This is a genomic window from Micromonospora sp. NPDC000316 (genome assembly GCF_042898885.1).
Lineage (GTDB): Bacteria > Actinomycetota > Actinomycetes > Mycobacteriales > Micromonosporaceae > Micromonospora.
The window spans coordinates 1-21,817 of sequence record NZ_JBIAZG010000022.1; the positions used below are offsets into that span (position 1 = coordinate 1).

At 69.5% G+C, this 21,817-nt stretch carries 11 protein-coding genes, 2 pseudogenes and 1 riboswitch; of the genes and pseudogenes, 7 read left to right on the top strand and 6 right to left on the bottom strand.

From position 1 onward, the window contains the following. Window positions 1-1,545, top strand: a 1,545-nt coding sequence (locus tag ACFY2Q_RS27475) for a non-reducing end alpha-L-arabinofuranosidase family hydrolase (RefSeq protein ID WP_387135125.1), incomplete at its 5' end; no start/stop codon positions are given. Window positions 1,546-1,726: 181 nt separating this feature from the next. After that, the gene (locus ACFY2Q_RS27480; RefSeq protein ID WP_387135128.1) at window positions 1,727-3,025 is read left to right on the top strand and encodes a ricin-type beta-trefoil lectin domain protein; all 1,299 of its coding nucleotides are present in this window, start codon (window positions 1,727-1,729) and stop codon (window positions 3,023-3,025) included. Between the two features lie 117 nt (window positions 3,026-3,142). Here the strand turns inward: ACFY2Q_RS27480 and ACFY2Q_RS27485 are convergent, their stop codons facing one another. After that, window positions 3,143-3,631, bottom strand: a complete 489-nt coding sequence (locus ACFY2Q_RS27485; protein ID WP_387135130.1) for a MarR family winged helix-turn-helix transcriptional regulator — start codon at window positions 3,629-3,631, stop codon at window positions 3,143-3,145. A gap of 8 nt (window positions 3,632-3,639) precedes the next feature. Beyond that, window positions 3,640-4,887, bottom strand: a complete 1,248-nt coding sequence (locus ACFY2Q_RS27490; RefSeq protein WP_387135132.1) for an FAD-dependent oxidoreductase — start codon at window positions 4,885-4,887, stop codon at window positions 3,640-3,642. Window positions 4,888-5,066: 179 nt separating this feature from the next. Between ACFY2Q_RS27490 and ACFY2Q_RS27495 the strand changes: the two genes are divergently transcribed. The 3 genes from ACFY2Q_RS27495 to ACFY2Q_RS27505 all read left to right on the top strand — a co-directional run bounded on the left by ACFY2Q_RS27495 (window position 5,067) and on the right by ACFY2Q_RS27505 (window position 14,417). Continuing rightward, the gene (locus ACFY2Q_RS27495; protein WP_387135135.1) at window positions 5,067-7,979 is read left to right on the top strand and encodes an ATP-binding protein; all 2,913 of its coding nucleotides are present in this window, start codon (window positions 5,067-5,069) and stop codon (window positions 7,977-7,979) included. An 81-nt stretch (window positions 7,980-8,060) separates the two neighbouring features. Continuing rightward, the gene (locus tag ACFY2Q_RS27500) at window positions 8,061-8,216 is read left to right on the top strand and encodes a hypothetical protein (protein ID WP_387135137.1); all 156 of its coding nucleotides are present in this window, start codon (window positions 8,061-8,063) and stop codon (window positions 8,214-8,216) included. Between the two features lie 15 nt (window positions 8,217-8,231). Next, a complete protein-coding gene (locus ACFY2Q_RS27505) occupies window positions 8,232-14,417 on the top strand; it encodes a S8 family serine peptidase (RefSeq protein ID WP_387135140.1) in 6,186 nt (2,061 codons plus the stop codon). Between the two features lie 72 nt (window positions 14,418-14,489). Here the strand turns inward: ACFY2Q_RS27505 and ACFY2Q_RS27510 are convergent, their stop codons facing one another. Continuing rightward, complete coding sequence (locus tag ACFY2Q_RS27510) at window positions 14,490-16,016, bottom strand: class I SAM-dependent methyltransferase (RefSeq protein WP_387135143.1); 1,527 nt, start codon at window positions 16,014-16,016, stop codon at window positions 14,490-14,492. A gap of 322 nt (window positions 16,017-16,338) precedes the next feature. On the opposite strand from ACFY2Q_RS27510, the gene ACFY2Q_RS27515 reads away from it, so the two are divergent. Further along, on the top strand, window positions 16,339-17,598 hold the full coding sequence (locus ACFY2Q_RS27515) for a glycoside hydrolase domain-containing protein (protein WP_387135146.1): 1,260 nt from the start codon (window positions 16,339-16,341) through the stop codon (window positions 17,596-17,598). A 36-nt stretch (window positions 17,599-17,634) separates the two neighbouring features. On the opposite strand, the gene ACFY2Q_RS27520 is transcribed toward ACFY2Q_RS27515, so the two are convergent. The 3 genes and pseudogenes from ACFY2Q_RS27520 to ACFY2Q_RS27530 all read right to left on the bottom strand — a co-directional run bounded on the left by ACFY2Q_RS27520 (window position 17,635) and on the right by ACFY2Q_RS27530 (window position 20,000). After that, the gene (locus ACFY2Q_RS27520) at window positions 17,635-18,111 is read right to left on the bottom strand and encodes a cupin domain-containing protein (RefSeq protein ID WP_387135148.1); all 477 of its coding nucleotides are present in this window, start codon (window positions 18,109-18,111) and stop codon (window positions 17,635-17,637) included. Then, window positions 18,108-19,466, bottom strand: coding sequence for an MFS transporter (locus tag ACFY2Q_RS27525; protein ID WP_387135150.1), 1,359 nt, complete (start codon window positions 19,464-19,466; stop codon window positions 18,108-18,110). The genes ACFY2Q_RS27520 and ACFY2Q_RS27525 overlap by 4 nt, the downstream gene beginning before the upstream one ends. Then, window positions 19,382-20,000, bottom strand: a pseudogene (locus ACFY2Q_RS27530) (disulfide bond formation protein DsbA). The gene ACFY2Q_RS27525 and the pseudogene ACFY2Q_RS27530 overlap by 85 nt, the downstream one beginning before the upstream one ends. Window positions 20,001-20,098: 98 nt before the next feature. Between ACFY2Q_RS27530 and ACFY2Q_RS27535 the strand changes: the two are divergent. Further along, window positions 20,099-21,283, top strand: a pseudogene (locus tag ACFY2Q_RS27535) (PLP-dependent aminotransferase family protein); the annotation flags it as partial. Window positions 21,284-21,588: 305 nt separating this feature from the next. Further along, window positions 21,589-21,789: riboswitch (cobalamin riboswitch) on the top strand. Window positions 21,790-21,817: the final 28 nt, after the last annotated feature.

Below are 21,817 nucleotides of genomic sequence, written 5' to 3' on the forward strand. Positions count from 1 at the left end.
GTCTGGGGCGTACGCGACTGCGACTCGTGGCGCTCCAGCGGCACCCCACTGCTCTTCGAATGCAACGGCAACAAGAAAGCCGCCTACAACTCCACCCTCGACGCCCTGAACAGCGCCACCCCCGGCACCACCCCCACCCCCACCACCCCGGGCCCGACCCCCACCACGCCGGGCCCGACTCCCACGGTCCCGCCGGGCGGCTCGGCCAGTGAGATCGTCGGCAGCCAATCCGGCAGGTGTATCGACGTACCCAACGCGTCGACCACCAACGGCACTCGCGTGCAGCTCTACGACTGCAACAGGCAGACCAACCAGGCATGGACCTACACCTCAGGAAAACAACTCCAGGTGTACGGCAACATGTGCCTCGACGCCGCAGGAACCGGCAACGGCACGGCAGTACAGATCTACAGCTGCCACAGCCAAACCAACCAACAGTGGAACGTCAACTCCAACGGCACCATCAGCAGCGTCCAATCCGGACGATGCCTCGACGTCTGGAGCACCGCCAACGGCGCCCAAGTCCAGCTCTACGACTGCAACGGACAGACCAACCAACAGTTCCGGCTCGCGTCCCTCGGCGGCGGTTCCACGCCGACGCCGACCCCGACGCCAACGGTGACCCCGACGCCGGGTGCCTGTGATCTTCCGTCGTCGTACCGCTGGTCGTCGACTGGCGCGCTGGCTCAGCCGAGGTCGGGTTGGGTGTCGCTGAAGGACTTCACCCACGCGCCGTACAACGGCCAGCAGTTGGTCTACGCCACGACGCACGACACCGGCACGACGTGGGGCTCGATGAACTTCGGTCTCTTCTCCAACTGGAACCAGATGGGGTCGGCGTCGCAGAACCAGATGCCGTTCGCTGCGGTGGCACCGTCACTGTTCTACTTCGCGCCGCGCAACGTCTGGGTGTTGGCCTATCAGTGGGGTCCGACGGCGTTCTCGTACCGCACGTCGACCGATCCGACAAACGTGAACAGCTGGTCATCGGCGCAGACGCTGTTCACCGGAAGCATCTCCAACTCCAGCACCGGCCCGATCGACCAGGCAGTCATCGGTGACGACCAGAACATGTACCTGTTCTTCGCCGGGGACAACGGCAGGATCTACCGGGCCAGCATGCCCATCGGGAACTTCCCGGGCAGCTTCGGGTCGAACTACACGACGATCATGACCGACTCGACGAACAACCTGTTCGAGGGCGTTCAGGTCTACAAGCTCCAGGGCCAGAACCGGTACCTCATGCTCGTCGAGGCGATCGGCGCGAACGGGCGTTACTTCCGCTCGTTCACGGCCACCAGCCTGGGTGGCACGTGGACGCCGCAGGCCGCGTCGGAGAGCAACCCGTTCGCCGGCAAGGCGAACAGTGGTGCCACCTGGACCAACGACATCAGTCACGGCGAGCTGATCCGCAGCAACGCCGATCAGACGATGACCGTTGACGCCTGCAACCTGCAACTGCTCTACCAGGGGCGTTCTCCCAGCTCCGGCGGCGACTACGGCCTTCTGCCGTACCGGCCGGGTCTGCTGACGCTGCAACGCTGACGACCGGACACCGCCGGGACGGGCGGGCTCGGCACGAACCGAGCCCGCCCGTCCCGCACTTATCCACCACCAGGAGGCACCGACAGTGCGAGGAAACGGACACCACCCCCCACCCTCGGGGAACACCCATGCCGACCGAGTGCCCGCCCGCTTTCGGGGACGGGTGCTGAAACTCGCCGCGGTGGGGATCGCAGCCGTGGTCGGGATGTTCACCCTGACCGTGACGACCGGATCGGCATCGGCCGCCGACAACCCGTACCAGCGAGGCCCGGACCCCACCCCGAGCAGCGTCACCGCCGTGAACGGCCCCTTCGCCAACACGTCGGTGAGCGTCCCGACCGGGTACGGCTTCAACGGCGGCCGGATCTACTACCCGACCGACACCAGCCAGGGCACCTTCGGGGCCATCGCCATCTCGCCGGGTTACACGGCGTTGTTCTCCGCCGAACTGGCCTGGATGGGTCCTTGGCTGGCCTCCCACGGCTTCGTCGTGATCGGCATCGAGACCAACAGCCGCAACGACTTCGACACGGCCCGAGGCACCCAGTTGCTCGCCGCGTTGGACTACCTCACGCAGCAGAGCCCGGTGCGCGACCGGGTCGATCCCAGCAGGTTGGCGGTCGCCGGTCACTCCATGGGCGGCGGTGGCGCGTTGAGTGCCGCCATGCGGCGTCCGTCGTTGAAGGCAGTGGTCGGCATCGCGCCGTACTCGCCGTCGTCGAACCTCGCCAACGACCGTGTGCCCACGATGATCTTGTCTGGGCAGGCGGACACGGTTGTCACTCCGTCCTACGCCACTGGCCTGTACAACAGCATCCCGTCCACGACGGAGAGCGTCTACCTGGAGGTCGCCGGCGCGGACCACGGATTCATGGTCGGGCGGCCCAACCCGGTGATGGTCCGGACCATGCTGCCGTTCGTCAAGATGTTCGTCGACAACGACGCCCGGTACAGCCAGTTCCTCTGCCCGCTGCTGGACTCCAGCGGCGTGGTCACCTACCGCAGCACCTGTCCGCTGCTGCCCACGACGCCGACCACCCCGACGCCCACCACGCCGGGGCCGACCCCCACCGTGTCGCCGAGCGTCCCGCCCGCCTCGGCCGGCGAGATCGTCGGCACGCAGTCCGGCCGGTGCCTCGACGTACCCAACGCCTCCCGTAACAACGGCACCCGGGTACAGCTCTACGACTGCAACAGGCAGACCAACCAGACCTGGACCTACACCTCAGGAAAACAACTCCAGGTGTACGGCAACATGTGCCTCGACGCCGCGGGCACCGGCAACGGCGCGGCGGTACAGATCTACAGCTGCCACAGCCAGACCAACCAACAGTGGAACGTCAACTCCAACGGCACCATCAGCAGCGTCCAATCCGGACGATGCCTTGACGTCTGGAGCACCGCCAACGGCGCCCAGGTCCAGCTCTACGACTGCCACGGCCAGACCAACCAGCAGTTCCGGCTCGTCGCCCGGGCGTGACGACCGGAAGGGCTGACTGAAACGGGCGGGCTCGGCGTGACGCCGGGCCCGCCCACTCGTACGGCCTGATCACCACATCGCGGCGCACACCTGCCCAGCGCGGCACGCGACGGTGCCTCAGGCCGACCGCTGCGCGGTGTCGCCGCAGCGGAGGCGGTCCAGTTCGGCGTGGTACATCGCCTGCATGTGGTCATAGTGACGGACCAGCAGAGCGACCTCCTCGGCGCTGTAGCCCTCGATGAGTCGCGCCGTCCCCTCGGCGAACCGCTCGTACGGTCGCCTCAGCTCCGCGATCCGCTCCGGCCGCAGGCTGACGATCACCCGGCGACGGTCCGCCGGGTCGCGCTCGGCGGTCACGTACCCCGCCTGCTGGAGCCGGCGGAGCATGCTTGTCACCGCCCCGGTGGTGAGGTTGGTCCGCTCGGCGACCTGCCCCGCGGTGGCGGACCCGACGTCCGCCAGGTGGTCCAGGCACTCCAAGTCGCTCACGGTGAGGCCCAGCCGCTCCGCGATGGCGTACCGGAACACCATCGACAGCCGCGACATCTCCCGCCCGGCGCGCATCAGATCGCCGATCGCGGAGGTGCGGGCCGGGTCCTGGGACATGCACGCAATCATGCCTCCGGCACGGTGACCCGGTGCAGTCGAGGTAACACGCGGGTCAGCACCCAGTGCGGCGCTGCCGCCTCTCCGGTGAGGCGGCGCATCAGCCGCGCGGCGGTGTCGACGGCGCGGAAGGCGTACGGCACCATCTCGTCCTGGTAGCGGGCGATAGCCTCCTCCACCGGCGCGCCGCTCGCCCGGGCCTCGACAAGTTTCCTGCCGAGCAGGGCGGCGTCGCGCAGCGCGGTGTTGCCACCGTGGGCACCGAACGGCGGCATGACGTGCACGGCGTCGCCCATCATCGTTGCCCGGGGCACCGCCCACCGCTGCGGGCGTTGGCCGGTGGCGAAGAGGTTGAGAACCGTGGCGTCCAGTTCGGCGGTGCCGACCAGTCGCCGGACGAGCGGGTGGAAGTCCCCACTCATCAGGCTGGCCTGTCTCCACAGCGCCAGCAGGTCGCCGCGGATGCCGATGGGCACCTCCTCCTGCCGCAGCAGCAGGCCCCACATGACGTAGTCGTAGCCGGTGGGCGCATAGCTGCCCGGGGCCAGGCGCGCGAACGCCTCCTGCGGATTTTCTCCGAACCGCATGGAGGTGAAGAAGAAGGCGCGGCCCGGCCGGTCGCCGATGGCAAGGACCCCGCTGGTACGCAGCGCGTCCGGGATGACGCTCTGACCGTTGCGCTCCAGGGGCGACCGGCCGTAGATGCCCGCCATTGGGGTGTTCGCCGGGTCCGCGTCCGGCATGAGCTGCGCGCGCAGCGCCGAGCCGACGCCGTCCGCGCCCACGACGACGGTGGCCGGGGCGGCCCCGCCGTCGGCGAACCGCAGCCGCAGCCCGGCGGGCCCGCCGTTCTCCACCGCGACGGCCTGCTTGCCGTAGTGGATGCGTTGGTGCAACCCGGACTGCAGGATCGACCGCAGGGTCAGCCGGTCGACCTGGCGGGTCGCGTACGGATCGTCCTTGAAGGTGATGCTGAATGCGTCCCGCAGCCGACTGTCGGTGAAACGTAGCTGCCCGCCGGGCTCGTCACCGGTGGTGAGCGCGAGGTTGTAGAGCGGGCGGGGCAGGCTCTCGCGCAGCGCCTCCAGCCCGTACCGGTCGAGGATGATCCGGTAGCCCTGCCGCCGGACGAAGGGGCCCGGGTCGCGCTCGTAGACGTGCACGTCGATGCCGGCGCGCAGCAGGTGCTGGGCGAGGCAGAGGCCGGAGAGACCGGCACCGGCGATCGCCACGGAGATGTCAGTCGATACGCCCATGCAGTTATCTTAATCACTAAGATGATTAGGGCAAGGCCGCAGCACCGCAGCCGAGGGTCCCGCAACGCGAGCCGCCTGACGGTCTTGTGTCCGAGCAGGAAAAAGCGAGATCATCACGCATGCTCGACCCCTCGCCCGAGGACGACAGGACCGCACCGACCGTCTCAACGCCGCAGTTCGTGGGACGTGATCGGGAGATCGCGGCCCTCCGGGCCGCCGTGGCCCGACCACCGGCGATCGTGCTGGTGGAGGGCGAGGCGGGGATCGGGAAGAGCCGACTGCTGCGGGAGTGGCTGGCCACGCCCGACCAGGGCACTGCCCTGGTGTCGGTGTGCCCACCGCTTCGCGAGTCGCTGACGTTGGGGCCGATCGTCGACGCGTTCCGGGGGATCGACGGCCCGGTGTCGCGACTGCGGCTCACCGATCTTGCGGGTGCGTTGCGGCCCCTGTTCCCTGAATGGTCCTCGGACCTGCCGCCCGCGTTGACGCCCCTGGGCGATGCGAAGGCGGCACGCCATCGCCTGTTCCGCGCCCTTGACGAGCTGCTGCGGGCTCTGCGTGTCGACGTTCTCGTGCTCGAGGACGCGCACTGGGCCGACGAGGTGACCCTTGAGTTCCTGTTGTTCGTCACCTCCCGGCAGCAGTCGGGCGGGCCGAGCCTCGTCATCTCCTATCGGCCCGAGGAGGTCGACGACGGATCGTTGTTGCTGCGGCTGACGTCCCGGCTGCCCGCTGGCGTGACCCAGTTGAGGATCGCCCTGGCGCCCATGCGACCCGACGACACGGCGGCACTGGTGTCCTCGATGCTCGACGGCAAGCCGATATCGCAGGAGTTCACGACGTTCATGCACGAGCGGACCGGTGGCGTTCCCCTGGCCCTGGAGGAGTCGGTTCGCCTCATGTGCGACCGTGCCGACCTCGTCTTCCGCGACGGCCAGTGGGTCCGCCTGAAGCTGCGTGAGCTGCAGGTGCCACCGACGGTGCGCGACTCGACCCGGGAGCGGGTGGGTCGCCTGTCGCCCACGGCGCAGCAGGTGTTACGAGCCGCGGCTACGTTGGCGGAGCGGTCATCGTTGGCCACGATCGCGCTGACCGCCGGCCTGTCACCACACGCGTGCCGAGACGCCGTCGCGGAGTCGGCCGGCGCCGGCGTCCTGGACGGAGACGACCGCGGCCGGTGGCGCTTCCGGCATGTGCTGGCCGCCATGGCTGTCTACGAGGCGATTCCGTTGACCGACCGCAGACATTTCCACCTGCTGGCCGGCCGGGCCTTGGAGGGCACCCATCCGCCGCCCGTGGCACGCCTCGCCCACCACTTCCGTGAGGCCGGCGAAACGCAGTCCTGGGCGCGGTACGCCGAGCAGAGCGCCGAGCTGGCCATGGCCTCGGGTGACCACACAAAGGCGGTCGACCTGCTCGTCGATCTGTTGTCGTGGTCCAGGCTGCCGCCGGTGGATCGGGCACGGGTCGCGCGCATCGCCGGAGTGGCCGCGCTGGGCCGCCGTGAACCGGTCGACGAGGTCTACCACCGCGTGATCCGTACCCTGCGCTCGGTGTTGGAGACTCCCGGTCTCTCCGCCCGCCAGCAGGCCGAGATCCGCAACCCCCTGGGTCGGCTCCTGATCACCGGGGGTGAGGCACAGGCCGCACTCCGCGAACTCGAGCAGGCGGTGGCCAACCTCGACCATGACCCGGTCGAGGCGGCTCGGGCGATGACCTATCTCGGATGGGCCTATGCGGGGCCGTGGCCGGCGTCGACCCACCGGCGGTGGCTGGACCGCGCCGCCGAGCTCACCGCCGAATTCGAATCGCCCGCTGAACGGCTGAACCTGGCCGGCAACCGCGCCGCCGCGTTGCTCATGCTCGGCGAAGAAGAGGCCTGGGACGTCGTCGCCGACCTGCCCATCGACGGCACGAACTCGGCGGAGCGTCTCGACGTGGCCCGCATCCACGCGAACGTCGGGACCGGCGCACTGATCTGGGGTCGGTACGCCGACGCGGAACAACACCTCGACGTGGCCCTGCGCCTTGCCGAGGCCGAGCAGGCGTCCCGGCTGCACCACAATGTCGAACTCGAACAGGCCAACCTGGCGTGGCTCACCGGCCGGTGGGAGGGCCTCGCGGAGCGAAGCGCGGCACTCGCCGATGCCGATCGAGATCGGCCGGCGCACTACCTCGGCAGCATTCGCCTCGCGGCCCGGCTGGCAGCCGCAGCCGGACGGCGGCGCGCTGCGGAGGAGCAGTTCCGGCTGGTCCTGGAGGAGTCTGCCCGTCTCGGCGCGGCCGACGACACGATGGAGGCCGCCGCCGCGCTGGCCCGGCTGTGGCTGACGGACGGAAACAGCGGCCGGGCGCTGCAGATCACGAACGAGCCGATGGACACGGTGCTGACAAAGGGCATCTGGGTCTGGGCGACGGACCTCGTTCCCGCCCGGATCGAGGCGCACCTCGCCGCGGGTGACCTGACGGCCGCGACACGCCTGGGCGACCAGTTCGCCAGAGGGCTGCGTGGTCGTACGGCGCCGGCGCCTCGCGCCGCGCTCGCCGTGTGCCGTGCCCTGCTGGTCGCCGCAGCCGGAGACCACGCCCGGGCCGCGACGGCCTGGAACCGGGCGGCGCGCGCCTGGAACGCGCTGCCGCGCCCCTACGACGCCATGCTCGCCCGCGAGCGTCAAGCCGAGGCGCTCATCGCGCAGGGCCAGATCGAAGCGCAGGGCCAGGTCGCTCAGGGCCGTGAGCTACTTGCCGCACAGTACGAGCAGTTGTTCAGGATCGGAGCCCGCGGCGATGCCGATCGTGTCGCACAGCGGCTTCGCGAACACGGCGCCGAGGTTCCGCGACTGTGGCGCGGCGGCCGACGAGGGTACGGCGACCAGCTCTCACCTCGCGAGCTCGACGTGGTCCAACTGGTTGTCGCCGGCAAGACGAACCGGGAGATCAGCCGGATCCTGGCCAAGTCACCGGCCACGGTGGACCAGCAGCTACGTGCGGCGATGCGCAAGTTGAAGGTGACCTCCCGGACCGCGCTGGCGGTCAAGGCAGTGGAGGCCGGAGTGTTCGCAGAAGAGGACTCCCTCAGCGACCCGGCGTGAAAATTGACGTATCCGCTGGATAGCTAAGGTCCCTCGGCTCCCCCGAGCATGGCTTCATGATCCATAGCCGTAGGGGAATGCGTGTCTGAGCGACCTGCCACGCGTGACGACTCCGCCATCGAGCCCCAACCACCCGTCGAGCCGCCGAGCGAGCCACGCGTCAGCGCCCGCGAAGCCTCCGAGGCCTCCGACGCCTCCGACGACCACCAGAGCCACGACCCCTATCAGCCCCTGTAGGTCGAAGGACCCCGCATGAGACTCACAACCCTCGCCGCCTCGCTGGCCGTAGCGGTCGGTCTGAGCATGATCCAGCCATTACCGGCGTCCGCTGCCGAGCCGGATCCCGGTGCCCCAGCCAACAAGATCACCTCGAACCTGAAGGACCGCTTCCGCACCGAGCCGACTTCCGACTTCTGGATCACGTTCGACACCAAGGCCGACCTCGCCCCGGCGAAGAAGATCGCCGACTGGGCCGCTCGCGGCACGTTCGTCCAGGACGCGCTGACCGCGGCAGCCAAGACCTCCCTGGCATCCGTCTCCCCCGAACTCGACCGGGCAGGCGTCACGTATACCTCCTACCCGATCGCCAACACGGTGCTCGTCAAGGGCGGCACCGAGAAGCTCGCGCTCAACGTGGCGTCGAAGGTGCAGGTCGCCGAGATCCACGCGACGCCGCAGGTCGCGCTGGTCAAGCCCGTGGACGAGAAGAGCCCGGCTGAGCGGGCTGCCCGTCCCGCCGCGCAGAAGGCCGCCGAGGCAGACGCCGCCACGTGGGGTCTGGAGGCCATCCGCGCCCCCGAGGCATGGGCCATGGGCGCCACAGGTGCGGGCATCACCGTCTCCAACCTCGACTCGGGCGTCCAGTTCGACCACCCGGCCCTGATGCACCAGTACCGCGGCACGAAGCCCGACGGCACGGTCGACCACAACTACAACTGGATGGCCAGCCGGGGCACGTGCACGGGGGTGCCGTGCGACGACAACGGCCACGGCACGCACACCATGGGCACAATGGTCGGCGACGACGGCATTAACCACGTCGGCGTCGCCCCGGACGCGCAGTGGATCGCGACGAACGGCTGCTGCGACAGCACCGGCGTCGAGTCGCTGCTGCGCTCCGGCTGGTGGCTGCTCGCCCCGACCGACACCCAGGGGAACAACCCCGACCCGTCCAAGCGCCCGCACGTCATCAACAACTCGTGGGGCCAGACCGTCGAGCACGACTTCGACGACTTCTTCCAGGCCATCGACGAGGCGTGGACCGCCGCCGGGATCTTCAGCGTCTGGTCGTCGGGCAACACCGTGCCGTACGCGGCCTGCGACACCGTCTCCTCGCCCGGTTCCGCCGAGAGCGCTTACTCCGTCGGCGCCTACGGATCGGACGGCACACTCTCGTTGTTCTCCCGCAAGGGCGAGGGTGAGGGTGGCCGGATCAAGCCCGAGATCTCCGCTCCCGGCGACGGCGTCCTGTCGTCGTACCCGGGCAACAGCTACGTCGAGATGTCCGGCACCTCGATGGCGGCACCTCACGTCGCCGGCGCCGTCGCGGCGCTGTGGAGCTACGACCCGACCCTCATCGGGCAGGTCGAGGAGACCCGCCGTCTGCTCGGCGAGTCGGCAGTCGACGTCGACGACACCGAGTGCGGCGGCACCGCCGAGGTCAACAACAAGTACGGCGAGGGTCGGCTCGACCTTGTCCGCCTGCTCGAACTTGCGCCCCGCAAGGGCGGCACCCTCACCGGTGTCGTCACCGCCAACGGCGCTCCGGTCCCCGCTGCCGAGGTGACGATCAGCGGACCGTTCAGCCGGTCGATCGGCACCGACAAGGACGGCCGGTTCACGACGAACCTGCCGGTCGGTGACTACAAGCTCACCACCAAGGTCTTCGGCTACCTGACCGCGACCGCGAACGTCACGATCACCCTCGGCCAGGACACCTCCGTCAAGCTGCCGCTCACGGCCGCCGCGAAGCACGACATCAGCGGCCGGGTCGTCGACGACAAGAAGAAGCCCGTCCCGAACGCCGACGTGTCGGTCAAGGACACACCGCTGAAGCCGGTACGCACCGACGCCAACGGCGCTTACCAGATCACCGGTGTCCCCGAGGGCTCGTACACACTGAACGTCAAGCCCAACGCCTGCTTCTCGCCCACGACGCTCCCGCTGACCGTGGGCGCGCAGAACGAGTCGCGCGAGATCCCGGTCGGGCTCGTCGTCGACAAGGGCGGCTACAGCTGTGCCGTCTCCGAGGGCGAATACCTGCGCGGCACCGACCCTGTCACGATCACCAGCGGCGTGTGGGCCACAGTGAAGCTGCCGTTCCCGATCGCGCTCTACAACGGCAGCCACGACACCCTCGGCGTCGGCCTGCGCGGCGTGATCTCCCCGGACACCAGCACCGGACCCGGTAGCGGCGGTGCGGGCATCTTCCCGTTCTACGTCAACTCCCCCGTCGAGTTCGCCCCCGGCGGTGGCATCTTCACCGCAGCCACCAAGGTCGGCGGCGAGGACGCGTTCGTCATCGAGTACCGCAAGGCCAAGCTGTGGGCCTATCCGATCCGGTCGGAGTACACCGAGCCGGTCAGCTTCTCGGCCACGCTCACCCGCTCGGGCACGGTGATCTTCGGGTACGGCGACGGCGTCGGATCCGACGACCCGCTGACCGCCGGCGGGCACGCCATCACCGGCATCCAGGGCTGGGCCGGCATCGACGGCATCCGGTTCTCCGAGAGCGCCCCGGTGCTGCGCGACGGGATGATCGTCACCTACGACATGCCGGACTTCGGGTACCTCGACGCGACTGTCGTCGACCGCAACGACGGGCTGCCCGTGGCCGGGGCGAAGGTCTCGTTCACGACCAAGGCCGGGCTCGTCGAGACCGTCACGACCAACGGGACGGGCATCGTGCATCGCCAGCTTCCGGTCGGCGACTACACGATGACTGTCGACGCGCCGAACTACACGACCGCCGCGTACCCCTTCTCCCTCGGCAAGCTCTACGCGAAAGCCACGATCGACGCTCGCCTGATCACGGGTGTCGCCGGTCTGAAGGCCGACGGTCTGGACGCGCTGCTGGGCACCGACCAGAACGGTGTGGGCTCGCTGACGCTTACCAACACCGGGTCCGCCCCGCTCACGTACAGCCTGGGTGAGGCCGCGCGCCACCCCGACCTGGACGCCGACGGCGCCACCGCGCGCACCGGAAAGGGCGCGGCCAGCGCGATCGACCTCGCCGCCTGGAAGGCAGGTGCGAGCGGCATGAAGCCGTCGAACGTCGACGGCAAGGCCGCAGCGGCGAAGGCCGCCGAAGCGCAGGCGGCCGGCAGGGTCGGCACGACCTCCGGCGGAGACGTCATCACCCGGATCCCCATCCCCGGCAAGATCGAGGACAAGGAGCCGACCGGCATCGGGTACGACGGCGACGTGTGGGTCCACGACTACAACAAGCGGACCAACACCGCCTACACGGTGACGGGCAAGCCGACCGGGAAGGTCTTCGACGCGTCGTGGAACCCGGCGTACCGTGCGTTCGACATGGCGCTCGACACCAAGACCGGTGACATGTGCCAGATGGAGGACGCACCGGCCAGCTACATCCACTGCTTCGACCGCAACACGGGCAAGGAGACCCGGCAGGTCAAGGGTGACTGGTCCACGCTGCCACTGACCGGGCTCGCCTACAACCCGATCCGGGACGTTTTCTACGTCGGCGGCCGGGCCAACGGCTCGATCGGCACCGTCGCCGGCACGTCGCACGACAAGCCGGGTGCGCTGCTGTCCTACTGCACCCCGCCGCTGCCCGAGGTGATGGGCCTGGCCTACAACCAGGCGTCCGACACCATCTGGTACACCGACCTCACCTCGGACCGGCCCACCCGCCTGCTGCAGGTCGACCCCGTCGACTGCTCGCTTGTCAACGCGTGGTGGTTCCCGGGTCAGAAGGTGGGCCAGGGCGGCGGCCTCGAAACCGACTCGACCGGGGCGCTGTGGGCGGCGGACCAGATCGCCGATGACGTCGTGCTTGTCGACGTCGAGGACGACCTGATCACCGACCTGCCGTGGCTGTCACTCTCCTCGAAGGGCGGCACCCTCGCCCCGGGTCAGTCGACGACCGTCAAGGTCTCGATCTCCTCGAAGGGCGTCAAGCCGGGCGTGCTCGGCGCGAACATCGTGGTGCGGTCCGACTCCGGACGCCAGTCCAAGACCTACGTCCCGGTGACGCTCACGACCACGAAGTACCAGGTCGGCGTCAACGCCGGCGGTGCGAAGTTCACCGACGGCTCCGGCTACACCTGGTCCGGCGACCAGGCCGCCGGCAAGGCGGCGTGGGGCTACGAGGGGAAGACGAAGGTCGACTCCACGAAGACCGCGATCGCCGGCACGACTGACGACGCCCTGTTCCAGTCGCAGCGCACCACGCCTGACAAGCAGTTGTTCTACCGCTTCCCCGACGCACCCAAGGGCACCTACGCGATCGACTTCGGGTTCGCCGAGATCGACAAGGCGGCCAAGGGCAAGCGGGTGTTCGACGTGCTCGTGGACGGAACGCTGACCGACTACGCGTACGACGCGGCTGCGGCCGTGGGGCCGAACGCCGCCGACTGGCGTACCACCGTCGTAAAGCACGAGGGTGGTCCGCTGACAGTGGAACTGCGCGGCTCGAAGGGCTTGAAGCCTCCGACCATCGCCGCGCTGCGGGTGACGCTCGACCCGCGGACGGACGCGGCGGAGCCGGAGCCCCAGCCCGAGCAGCCGGAGCCGGGTCCCGTGCCGGTGGCCCCCGCCGGCCGCTCGTACTCGGTGAAGGTGACCGAAGGGCTCTACCGTCAGGGCACCGAGGAGTCCGGCTGGCACGGCGATGACTCCTGCGGCGTGCGGTGGTTCGACTCCAACTTCCTGTTCCCGTTCTACGACACGGCCTGGGACGGCGTGTGCGTGACGACGAACGGCACGCTGGCCTTTGACCGCGCCAGCTCGCTGGGCAACAACACCGCACTGCCGTCGTCCAGTCCGATCGACGCGATCTATCCGCTCTGGGACGACCTCATCGTCGACGACGAGGCCGGCATCTACTTCGGCACGACCGCTGTGGACGGGCTGGCGGCACAGGTCATCGAGTGGCGCAACGTCGCCTTCTACAACGACCGGACGGCACGCGTGAGCTTCTCGGTCACCCTGATCGCGGACGGACGGATCCAGATCGGGTACGGCGACGGCGTCGGCGGCGACAACCCCCTCACCCGAGGGTCGTCGGCGACTGTCGGCGTGGAGAGCCTGACGCGCAACCCCGCGAGCCAGCACTCCTTCAACCAGCCCGTCCTGAAGGCCGGCCTGGGGCTGGAGTACACCCTGCCGGCCTCGGGCACGATCGAGGGCACGGTCACCGACAAGAACGACGGCAAGCCGATCGAGGGCGCGATCGTCACGCTCAAGGGGCCGGCCGGTGAGCGGGTCATCACTGCCGACGTGTTGGGCCGGTGGAAGGCCCAGGCGCTGGTCGGCGAGAACACCGTGGAGGTGTCGTCGCCGAACTACGTCACCGCCAGCCGCCAGGTGACCATCGCCAAGAAGGACCAGGCCGAGGTGGTCGACACGGCGTTGACCACGGGCATCGCCACCATCGCCGGAGGCGACCTCGACTGGCTCCTCGACAAGGGCCAGAAGGCGACGGCCAACGTGACAGTGACAAACACCGGCTCCGCCCCGCTCGAGGTGCGCCTCAGCGAGCAGGAGCGCACAAGCGACGGCGGGCACCAGGCCGCTGACCTTCCGTGGCTGACCCTCACGGGCCCGGCCGCGACCGGCACTGTCACGCTCGCGGTCGGCCAGTCCACCACCGTCGCGGCGACGGCCGACAACGCCGGCGTCAAGCCCGGCGTGCTCGTCGGAGACGTTCTGGTGGCGTCCAACGCAGGCAAGGGCGAGACCCAGCTCAAGCCGGTCCGCCTGGCGACCTCGGCCTACTGGAAGGGCGTCGACGTCGGAGGATCCGGCTACGTCGGCACCGACGGCTTCGTCTGGTCGCCCGACCAGGCACTCGGCAAGCAGCCGTGGGGCTACGTCGGCGGCAAGGCGCGCACCACCAAGGCCGACATCGCCGGTACGCAGGACGACGCGCTGTTCCGCACCCAGCGGACCGGCGAGACGTTCAGCTACGTGTTCAAGAACGCGCCCGCCGGGACGTACCGGATCGGTCTGGACTTCGCGGAGATCGAGAAGGTCAAGGTCGGCAAGCGTGCCTTCGATGTTCTTGTCGACGGCAAGGTCGCGCTCTACGACCACGACGTGCAGGCGAAGGTGGGTGCGTTGACCGCCGACACGAACGCGGTCACCGTCGAGCACACCGGCGGGGATCTGACGATCGAGTTCAACCGCGAGAAGGGCGAGGGCGACCCGATCCTCAACGCGCTGAAGGTCCAGCAGGACCCACGCCTGTGAGATAGCCGCCAGCTGTCCGCCGAGAGCGGCCAGAGCCTCCACGGGAACCATCGCCGTGGAGGCTCTGGCCGCTCAGTCGTTCCAGGGTCGGTGGGCGACGGTGAGGATGTGGGTCGTCGGCCAGTCGAGGGGCCGGCCGTCGAGGTCGGCGAGAGAGGCGACAGGCGCGATCCGGTTGTCGATCACCCAATCGTTGCGGACGGCGGTGGAGGCAGGAGCGATCTCGAAGCCCGCTTCGGTCAGCAGCGTTGTCCAATCGACGAAACTGAGGCCACAGAACTGCTCCTTCGTCTCGGAGAGCCAACTGTCGATGTAGTCCTTGCGGGTCAGGTAGTCCATCGCGGCGCCCAGTTCAAGGCGTACCGAGCCGTCGGGCAGGGCCTCGTAGTCGAAGGGGAACGCGAAGTCGACAGCGAACTGGTCCAGCCGCGCCCGCGTCGACAGTCCGCCGACGTACCGCCTGACCTCGGCGGAGTCGAGGCTGGCGAGATCCCGGCGCGGCGACGCCCGGTTTTCGCCGTCATCTGTCACGAGTCGCAGGATCACCGGCCGGTGGGGGTCGTCCGGGCCGCACACGTCGCTGTTGATCCAGACGCCACCGGGCACCGTGTGGTCGTGGATGCGGCGGGCGAACTGCAACAGTGACTCCCGCTGCCGCCCGTACGACCAGATCTCGTGGGTCAACGCGAAGGTGAGGGTGGTGTCCACCGAGCGCTCCTTCAGGACCGCGCCACCGAGGACGTTCCGGTGGAAGAAGTACACGTTGGCGTTGCGGAACACGCCCTGCGCCTTCTTGTGCAGGCACTCCTGATAGAGGTGTCGGGCGACCTCGACGCCGATGAGGTCGCTCTCGTGCAGGCCGGGTTCCCGATCGGCCAACTCCAGGACCGCCCCGGCGCCGCAGCCGATATCGACGATACGGCCGGGTTGCACGTACTGACGGACGGCGTCCCACTTGCGCTCGGCGGCACCGGCGAAGGCCTCCACGTAGGTCCGGTAGTCGCGGGTGACGGTAAGGCCCCCCTCGTCGCCGACGAGCGGATCGTTGACCACCATCCGGATCTCGTCGACCAGGCGGTAACGCTCGAAGACGTCGATCGTCGCCGGGTGCGTCAGCTCGCGCCACGTGTCGTCGCCCGCGGCCAGGCGCAGCAGGACATCCCACGGCCGTTCCGGCGTGATCTGCAGCCCGGGGTCGGCCTCGACCTGCGCGATGGTGAAACCGAGCTGCTCGTACAGCTTGGCGACCTCCGGAGTCGAGCAGGCCACCAGGGTGTCCGCAGGAGCGAGTTCGAGTCCGGTGGCCACCGCGATGTTCTTGAGGGTCACCTCGGCGAAGTCGTCGGTGTACGCGGTGTCGAAGATCGGCACGACCATCGAACGCAGTCCGCTCAGCACACTGAATCGCTCGATCGCGGCCTCCCGGCGGTGGTACGGGACCGGATTACGCTTGGTGTTCTCGTGGTTGGCGGAGGTCACCGCCCAGACGATCGTGGTAGCGCCGTCCTCGGCGAGCCGCCGCAGGTAGTCAGCCTGGAAGCGGGTCAGCAGGTGATGGCGTCCAGGAAAGAGCACGAAGCGGGTGGACGGGCCAGCCATGATCACCCCACGTTGTTCCTGCCGAGGTACGGCCCGCGATGGTAACGGGTCGGTGCCGGGTGTCACCGAGGCAGGTGCCCGCCCCAGCGGTGGCCGTCCGTGGCGCAGCCGGGACTGTACGCGGTGACGGCTCGCCGCCGCGGCCCGGTGAATGGCCGCTCCGCCGGTGGGATCGCCGACCGAGGCCCGGTTCGACAAGCGAGTCGACACAGCCTCTCCGGCCGCCGGGACCTCAGACCCCTCTATTGTCATTCGTCGATTCGTGGTAGAAATCCGTCGCGCGGGCCGACAACGGCCAAGGTTTTCTTCATGTGGAGGCGATGTGCGGGTCTTCGCCGGGTGGCTTGTGGGTTTCACCGTTGCCGCAGGGATCGTGGCACCGGCCGACCTGGTCGCGGGAGCCGCGACAACCGCACCAGCACCGACTGCCGGGGTGCCGCTGGCCACCGGCCCGCAGCCCGGCACCTTCACCGGCCGCGGGTTCGACACCTGCACGGCGCCGTCACAGGCCGCCATGGACACGTGGCGGGCCAGCTCGCCCTACAGCGCGATCGGCATCTACATCAGTGGAGACAGCCGTAGCTGCTCCCAGCCCAACCTCACGGCGACGTGGGTGGCCAACCAGACGAACAACGGATGGCGACTGCTCCCCGTCGAGCTGGGCTACCAGGCACCGTGCGGCACCCGCGCCCCGAAGATGTCCGCCGACCCCGCCACCGCCCGGTCACAGGGCGTCTCCGCGGCGAACAGATCCGCGAACGCCGCCCAGGCCCTGGGCATCGGCGGTGCGAGCACCGTCTACAACGACATCGAGCAGTACCCGTCAAACGCGTCGTGCCGGGCCGCCGTGCTGTCGTTCCTGTCCGGCTGGGTCGAGCAACTGCACACACGCGGCTACCTCGCCGGCATGTACTCCAGCGGCTCGTCCGGCATCAAGGACGTCTGCGACGCGTACGGCAACCCGAGCTACACGCGACTCGACCAGATCTGGATCGGTTGGTGGAACGGGGTGGCCGACACGCAGGCCGGCAGCTACTGCCCCGACGCCTACTACGCGAACCAGCAGCGGGTGCACCAGTACGCCGGCGACGTCACCGAGACGTGGGGCGGTGTGACGATGAAGATCGACCGCAACTACCTCGACCTGAGGGTCACGCAGACCCCGCCGCAGCAGTGGACCACGACCATCGACAACAGCACGTCGGGCGGGTTCACGGCGAGCACCGCATGGGGCACCTCGACCTACTCCGGCCAGCGGTACGGCACCGACTACCGGTTCGCGAACCCGGTGCCGTCCAGCGACGTCGCCTGGTTCCGGTCGACGATTCCGGCAACCGGAAACTACGAGATCTCGGTCTGGTATCCGGCCGACGCCGGCTACAACGATCAGACGCCGTATCTGGTGGCGACCACCACCGGAAACAGGTCGGTGTCCGTCAACCAGCGGACCAATGGCGGCCGATGGGTCTCGATCGGTGTGTTCACCCTGGCCGCTGGCACAGGCAACACCGTCGGCGTGAGCCGCTGGACCGGTGGCACCGGGCTCGTGATCGCCGACGCGGTACGGATCACGCGGGCCTGAACTCTCGCGTCGGGTGCCTGCCGAGCGGGGCGGACCTCAGGCTCGGTACTGGTCGTGGCGGGCGTACAGGTCGGTCCACTCCTCTTCGGACAGGGTCCGGCCGGTGGCGGCGATTTCGGCGAGTTCGCGGAAGTAGGTCTCGCGCGGCGCGCCGGGCGCGAACAGGATCAGCATCACGGCCTCGGCGTCGCTGTCGTTGCTGAAGCCGTGCACGCCACCCTCGGGCACGTAGAGGAAGTCACCGGGATGCCCGTCGACCCAATCCGACCCGTCGTAGAGCCGTACGGTGCCGGAGACGACGTAGAAGGACTCGGAGAAGGTTCGGTGAAAGTGCGCCTCGGCGCCGCCCGCCCTGGCCGGCATTCGCCACTCGTAGAGGCCGAAGCGGCCCTCGGTGGCGGTCCCTGGGGCGACGAAGCGGCCGACCGTGCCGGACCCCATCACCGCCCGCTCCTGCGCGGCCTCGGGGTGCAGCACCGCGCTGCCCGCGCCAAAATCCGCCGTGTACGTCATAACGATTCCTCCCCAACCAGTTTGTAGATAGCCCTCTGTCGGTGCCTCGGTCGGCCGTGGCCCGCCAGGCGTACCGCCGGACCCATGGCCAGGCCTGCGGCCAGGAACAGCCCGCCGAGCATCAGCCAGCCGATTGTCCCCAGACCCATCAGCAGCGTCGTGAGCAGGACCGGCCCGAGCATCCGCGCGATCTGTGGCGCCATGCCGAAGAAGCCCTGGTACTGGCCCTGCCGGTCGGGCGGCGCCAGTGCGAAGCCCAACTCCCAACTACTGCTGGCCTGCACCATCTCCCCGAGCACCTGCACCGCGGCGGCGGCGAGGAGCACCGCGGACGCCGCCCACGCCCCGTCGACCATCGGGGACACGGCGTATCCGGCGCAGGCGACGAGCAGTACCCAGCCGGCATGCCCGCTGGCTCGACCCGCGGTGCGGGGGTCGGTGACCCGGCGGGCCACCCGGACCTGCAACAGCACCACGCAGGTCATGTTCACGGCGAGCAGCACGGCGCTCATCGACGTGGGCGCGTCGGTGCGCTCGGCGATCCACAGGGGCAGCGCCAGGCTGAGCAACGGCATGTTCAGATACATGACCGCGTTCAAGATCATAATCAGGGCGTACGGACGGTCCCGCAGCACGGCCAGCCGCCGCTGCGCCGGCCGCGCCGCGTCCGTCGGCGCCACCTCGGGTAGCCGGCGCACCACCGCGGCGGCGGCCAGGAAACTCACCGCGTCCAGGACGAAGACCGCGAGGTACGCCGGCACGGTGTCCACCAGGAGCGCCAGCGCGCCCAGCCCCGCACCGACGGCCAGCCCGGCGTTGAGCGTCGCCTGCAGATGCGCCCGTACCGTCATTCGCCGTTCCGGCTCGACCAGCCCGGCCAGCAGCGCCTGCCGGCTGGCCGTGAGTCCGGCCTGGCAGCACGCGTAGCCGCAGGTGAGAAGCACGAAGAGCGGAAACGAGCGGACCACGAGAAAGACGCTCAGGGCACCGGCGGTGCCCACCGCGAAGATCGTCGCCATCCGACGTGGCCCATGGCGGTCGGCCAGTTGGCCGGCGGGTACCCCGGCCAGGATGCCTGCCGACCAGCCCACGGTGAGGGCGATCCCGATCTGGGTCGGGGACAGGCCAACCACCCGGATGAAGAACAACGCCGAACAGGCGTAGAACGCTCCATCGCCGAGCGAGTTGGCGAGCTGGGCGAGAGCCAGCACCCGCGGCGGGCCGGCGGGCGGGATGATCCGGGGCACAGCGCTCCTCGTCTCGTGGTGGGTCAGTCGACCCGTGGTCCACCGGTACGTCCGCGCTTGAGTTCGTAGAAGCCGGCCGTGCCGGAGACCAGCAGCACCCCGTCCCACAGCCGGCCGGCGTCCTCGCCGCGCGGCACCGAGGCTCACCACCGGGCCGAAGAACGCGGTGACCGTGCCGTCCGGCCCGGGCACCTGGATCGCCGGCGTGCCGAGGTCCTCCCCCACCGGGTCGAGCCCGTTGTGGTGGCTCAACCGGAGCGCGTCGTCGTGGTCGTTCACGTCGGCGGCCTCGGCGAGGGCGGGGTCCAGGTGCAGTTCGGCCAGCGCGTCGCGGTACAGGTCGGGCCCGATCGGCGTCTTGTCGTGGTGGATGCGGTTGCCGAGCGCGGTGTACAGGTCCCGCAGCACCGGGGTGCCGTACTTCTGCTCGGCGGCGGTCAGCACCCGGACCGGGCCGAGGGTGTTCGACAGCCACCGCTCGTACCACGGCTCCAGGCCGTCGCGGCCCTGGTTGAGCAGCCACAGACTCATCACGTGGAAGCGCACCTCCACGGTCCGGACCCGCTCGACCTCGAGCAGCCAGCGGGAGGTGTTCCAGGCCCACGGACACTTCGGATCGAACCACATGTCAACGACAGTCATCGAAGACTCCCCTTCCCGTAGTCATTCAAGACCCGGGAATTGGCGTGCAGAAGTGCCGATTCTGGCCGTGTTGATTGGGCCAATGTAGGGTGCACGCCGTGGACATCCACGTCAGCCTGGTCGGCCCCGGGGACCGCGCGTCGAGGATCTACCGGCAGTTGCTGGACGCGATCCTGGACGGCCGGCTGCGTCCCGGCGAACGGCTGCCGCCCACCCGTGAGCTGGCACTGCGGCTCGACGTCGCCCGGAACACGGTCGCCGTCGCCTACGAGCGACTGACCGCCGAGGGCCTGGTGGTCGCCCGGGTCGGTGCGGGGACCTTCGTGACCGACGAGCCGGTCGCCCGCGCCCGGCCCCGCCCGGCCCCGGCCGGCGGGGTACGCCCCCGAGCGCTCTGGGCGTCCGCCGGGCCGACTCCTGTCGCCGCGCAGCAGCCCGCGTACGACTTCCGCTTGGGCACGCCCGACGCCGAGCTGTTCCCGCTCGGCACGTGGCGGCGGCTGGTGGCCGGCGAACTCCGCGCATCGACCGTGCGGCGCGGCTACCGCGCACCGGACGGCCATCCCGACCTGCGCGCCGCGATCGCCCGGTACGCCGGTCTCGCCCGGTCGGTGCGTGGCCGCGCCGACGACGTGATCGTCACCCACGGTGCCCAGCAGGCCCTGGACCTCGTCGGCCGGGTCATGATCGAGCCGGGCGACCGGGTAGCGGTCGAGGAGCCCGGGTATCCACCAGCCCGGCGACTGTTCCACAGCCTCGGGGCCCGGGTGGTGCCCGTTCCGGTGGACGACGAGGGGTTGGACGTCGCTGCGCTGCCCGGCGACACGCGACTGGTCTACGTCACCCCGTCGCACCAGTTGCCGCTGGGTACGCCGATGTCACTGGCCCGCCGCGCGGCACTGCTCGACTGGGTCGCTGACCGGGACGCCGTCATCGTCGAGGACGACTACGACACCGAGTTCCGCTTCTCGGCGCGGACGCTGGACCCGCTGCAGACCCTCGACCGGACCGGCAAGGTCGTCTACGTCGGCACCTTCTCGAAGACCCTGCTCCCCATGCTGCGCCTCGGTTTCCTCGTCGCTCCGGCGTCGTTGCGACCGGCGCTGCTCGCCGCGAAACAGCTCACCGACTGGCACGGCGACCACACCAGCCAGGCCGCACTGGCCCGCTTCATCGACTCCGGCGAGCTGCCGCGGCACATCCGAAAGGCCACCCGGGTCTACGCCGAGCGGCGGGCCCTGATTGACGCCGCGCTGCGGAACGACTTCGCCGAGTGGCTCGTCCCGGTGCCGTCCACGGCCGGCCTGCACCTGTGCGCACGACTACGGCCGGACGTATCCGTCGACCCGGCCACGGTCGTCGAACGGGCCGCCGACCACGGCGTCGCCGTCGAGGAACTCGCCCCCTACCATGCCGGTGACCGCCAGACGTCTGGACTGATCCTCGGCTACGGCGCCATTCAGACGGAACGGGTGCCCGAGGGACTCCGGCTGCTCGCCCGCTGCTTCTCGGGCGGGACGGGGAGTCGGGCGGATCCCAAATCCGTGGCGCGATTCGTCTCCCGTTCGTCCGGGCCGCTATGGTCTCGGTGGCACAAACGTTGCGAGGTGCCCCACGCGAGTGGGGAGAATCGGGAAGCCGGTGTGAGTCCGGCACGGGCCCGCCGCGGTGACCGGGGAGCTGCCACCTACGCGTACCAGACGCAGCCACTGGCCCTGAGGGGCTGGGAAGGCGGGTGACCAGCGCAGATCCGGGAGTCCGAAGACCGGCCTCGCGTCATCGGCCCCGTCAGGGGCACGAGCGCAGCGGGAGCCTGC

Bases quoted from the DNA above. Each gene is read 5' to 3' on its own strand.
- ACFY2Q_RS27485 (WP_387135130.1), bottom strand. From the start codon at position 3,631: ATGTCCCAGGACCCGGCCCGCACCTCCGCGATCGGCGATCTGATGCGC.
- ACFY2Q_RS27490 (WP_387135132.1), bottom strand. From the start codon at position 4,887: ATGGGCGTATCGACTGACATCTCCGTGGCGATCGCCGGTGCCGGTCTC.
- ACFY2Q_RS27505 (WP_387135140.1), top strand. From the start codon at position 8,232: ATGAGACTCACAACCCTCGCCGCCTCGCTGGCCGTAGCGGTCGGTCTG.
- ACFY2Q_RS27510 (WP_387135143.1), bottom strand. From the start codon at position 16,016: ATGGCTGGCCCGTCCACCCGCTTCGTGCTCTTTCCTGGACGCCATCAC.
- ACFY2Q_RS27520 (WP_387135148.1), bottom strand. From the start codon at position 18,111: ATGACGTACACGGCGGATTTTGGCGCGGGCAGCGCGGTGCTGCACCCC.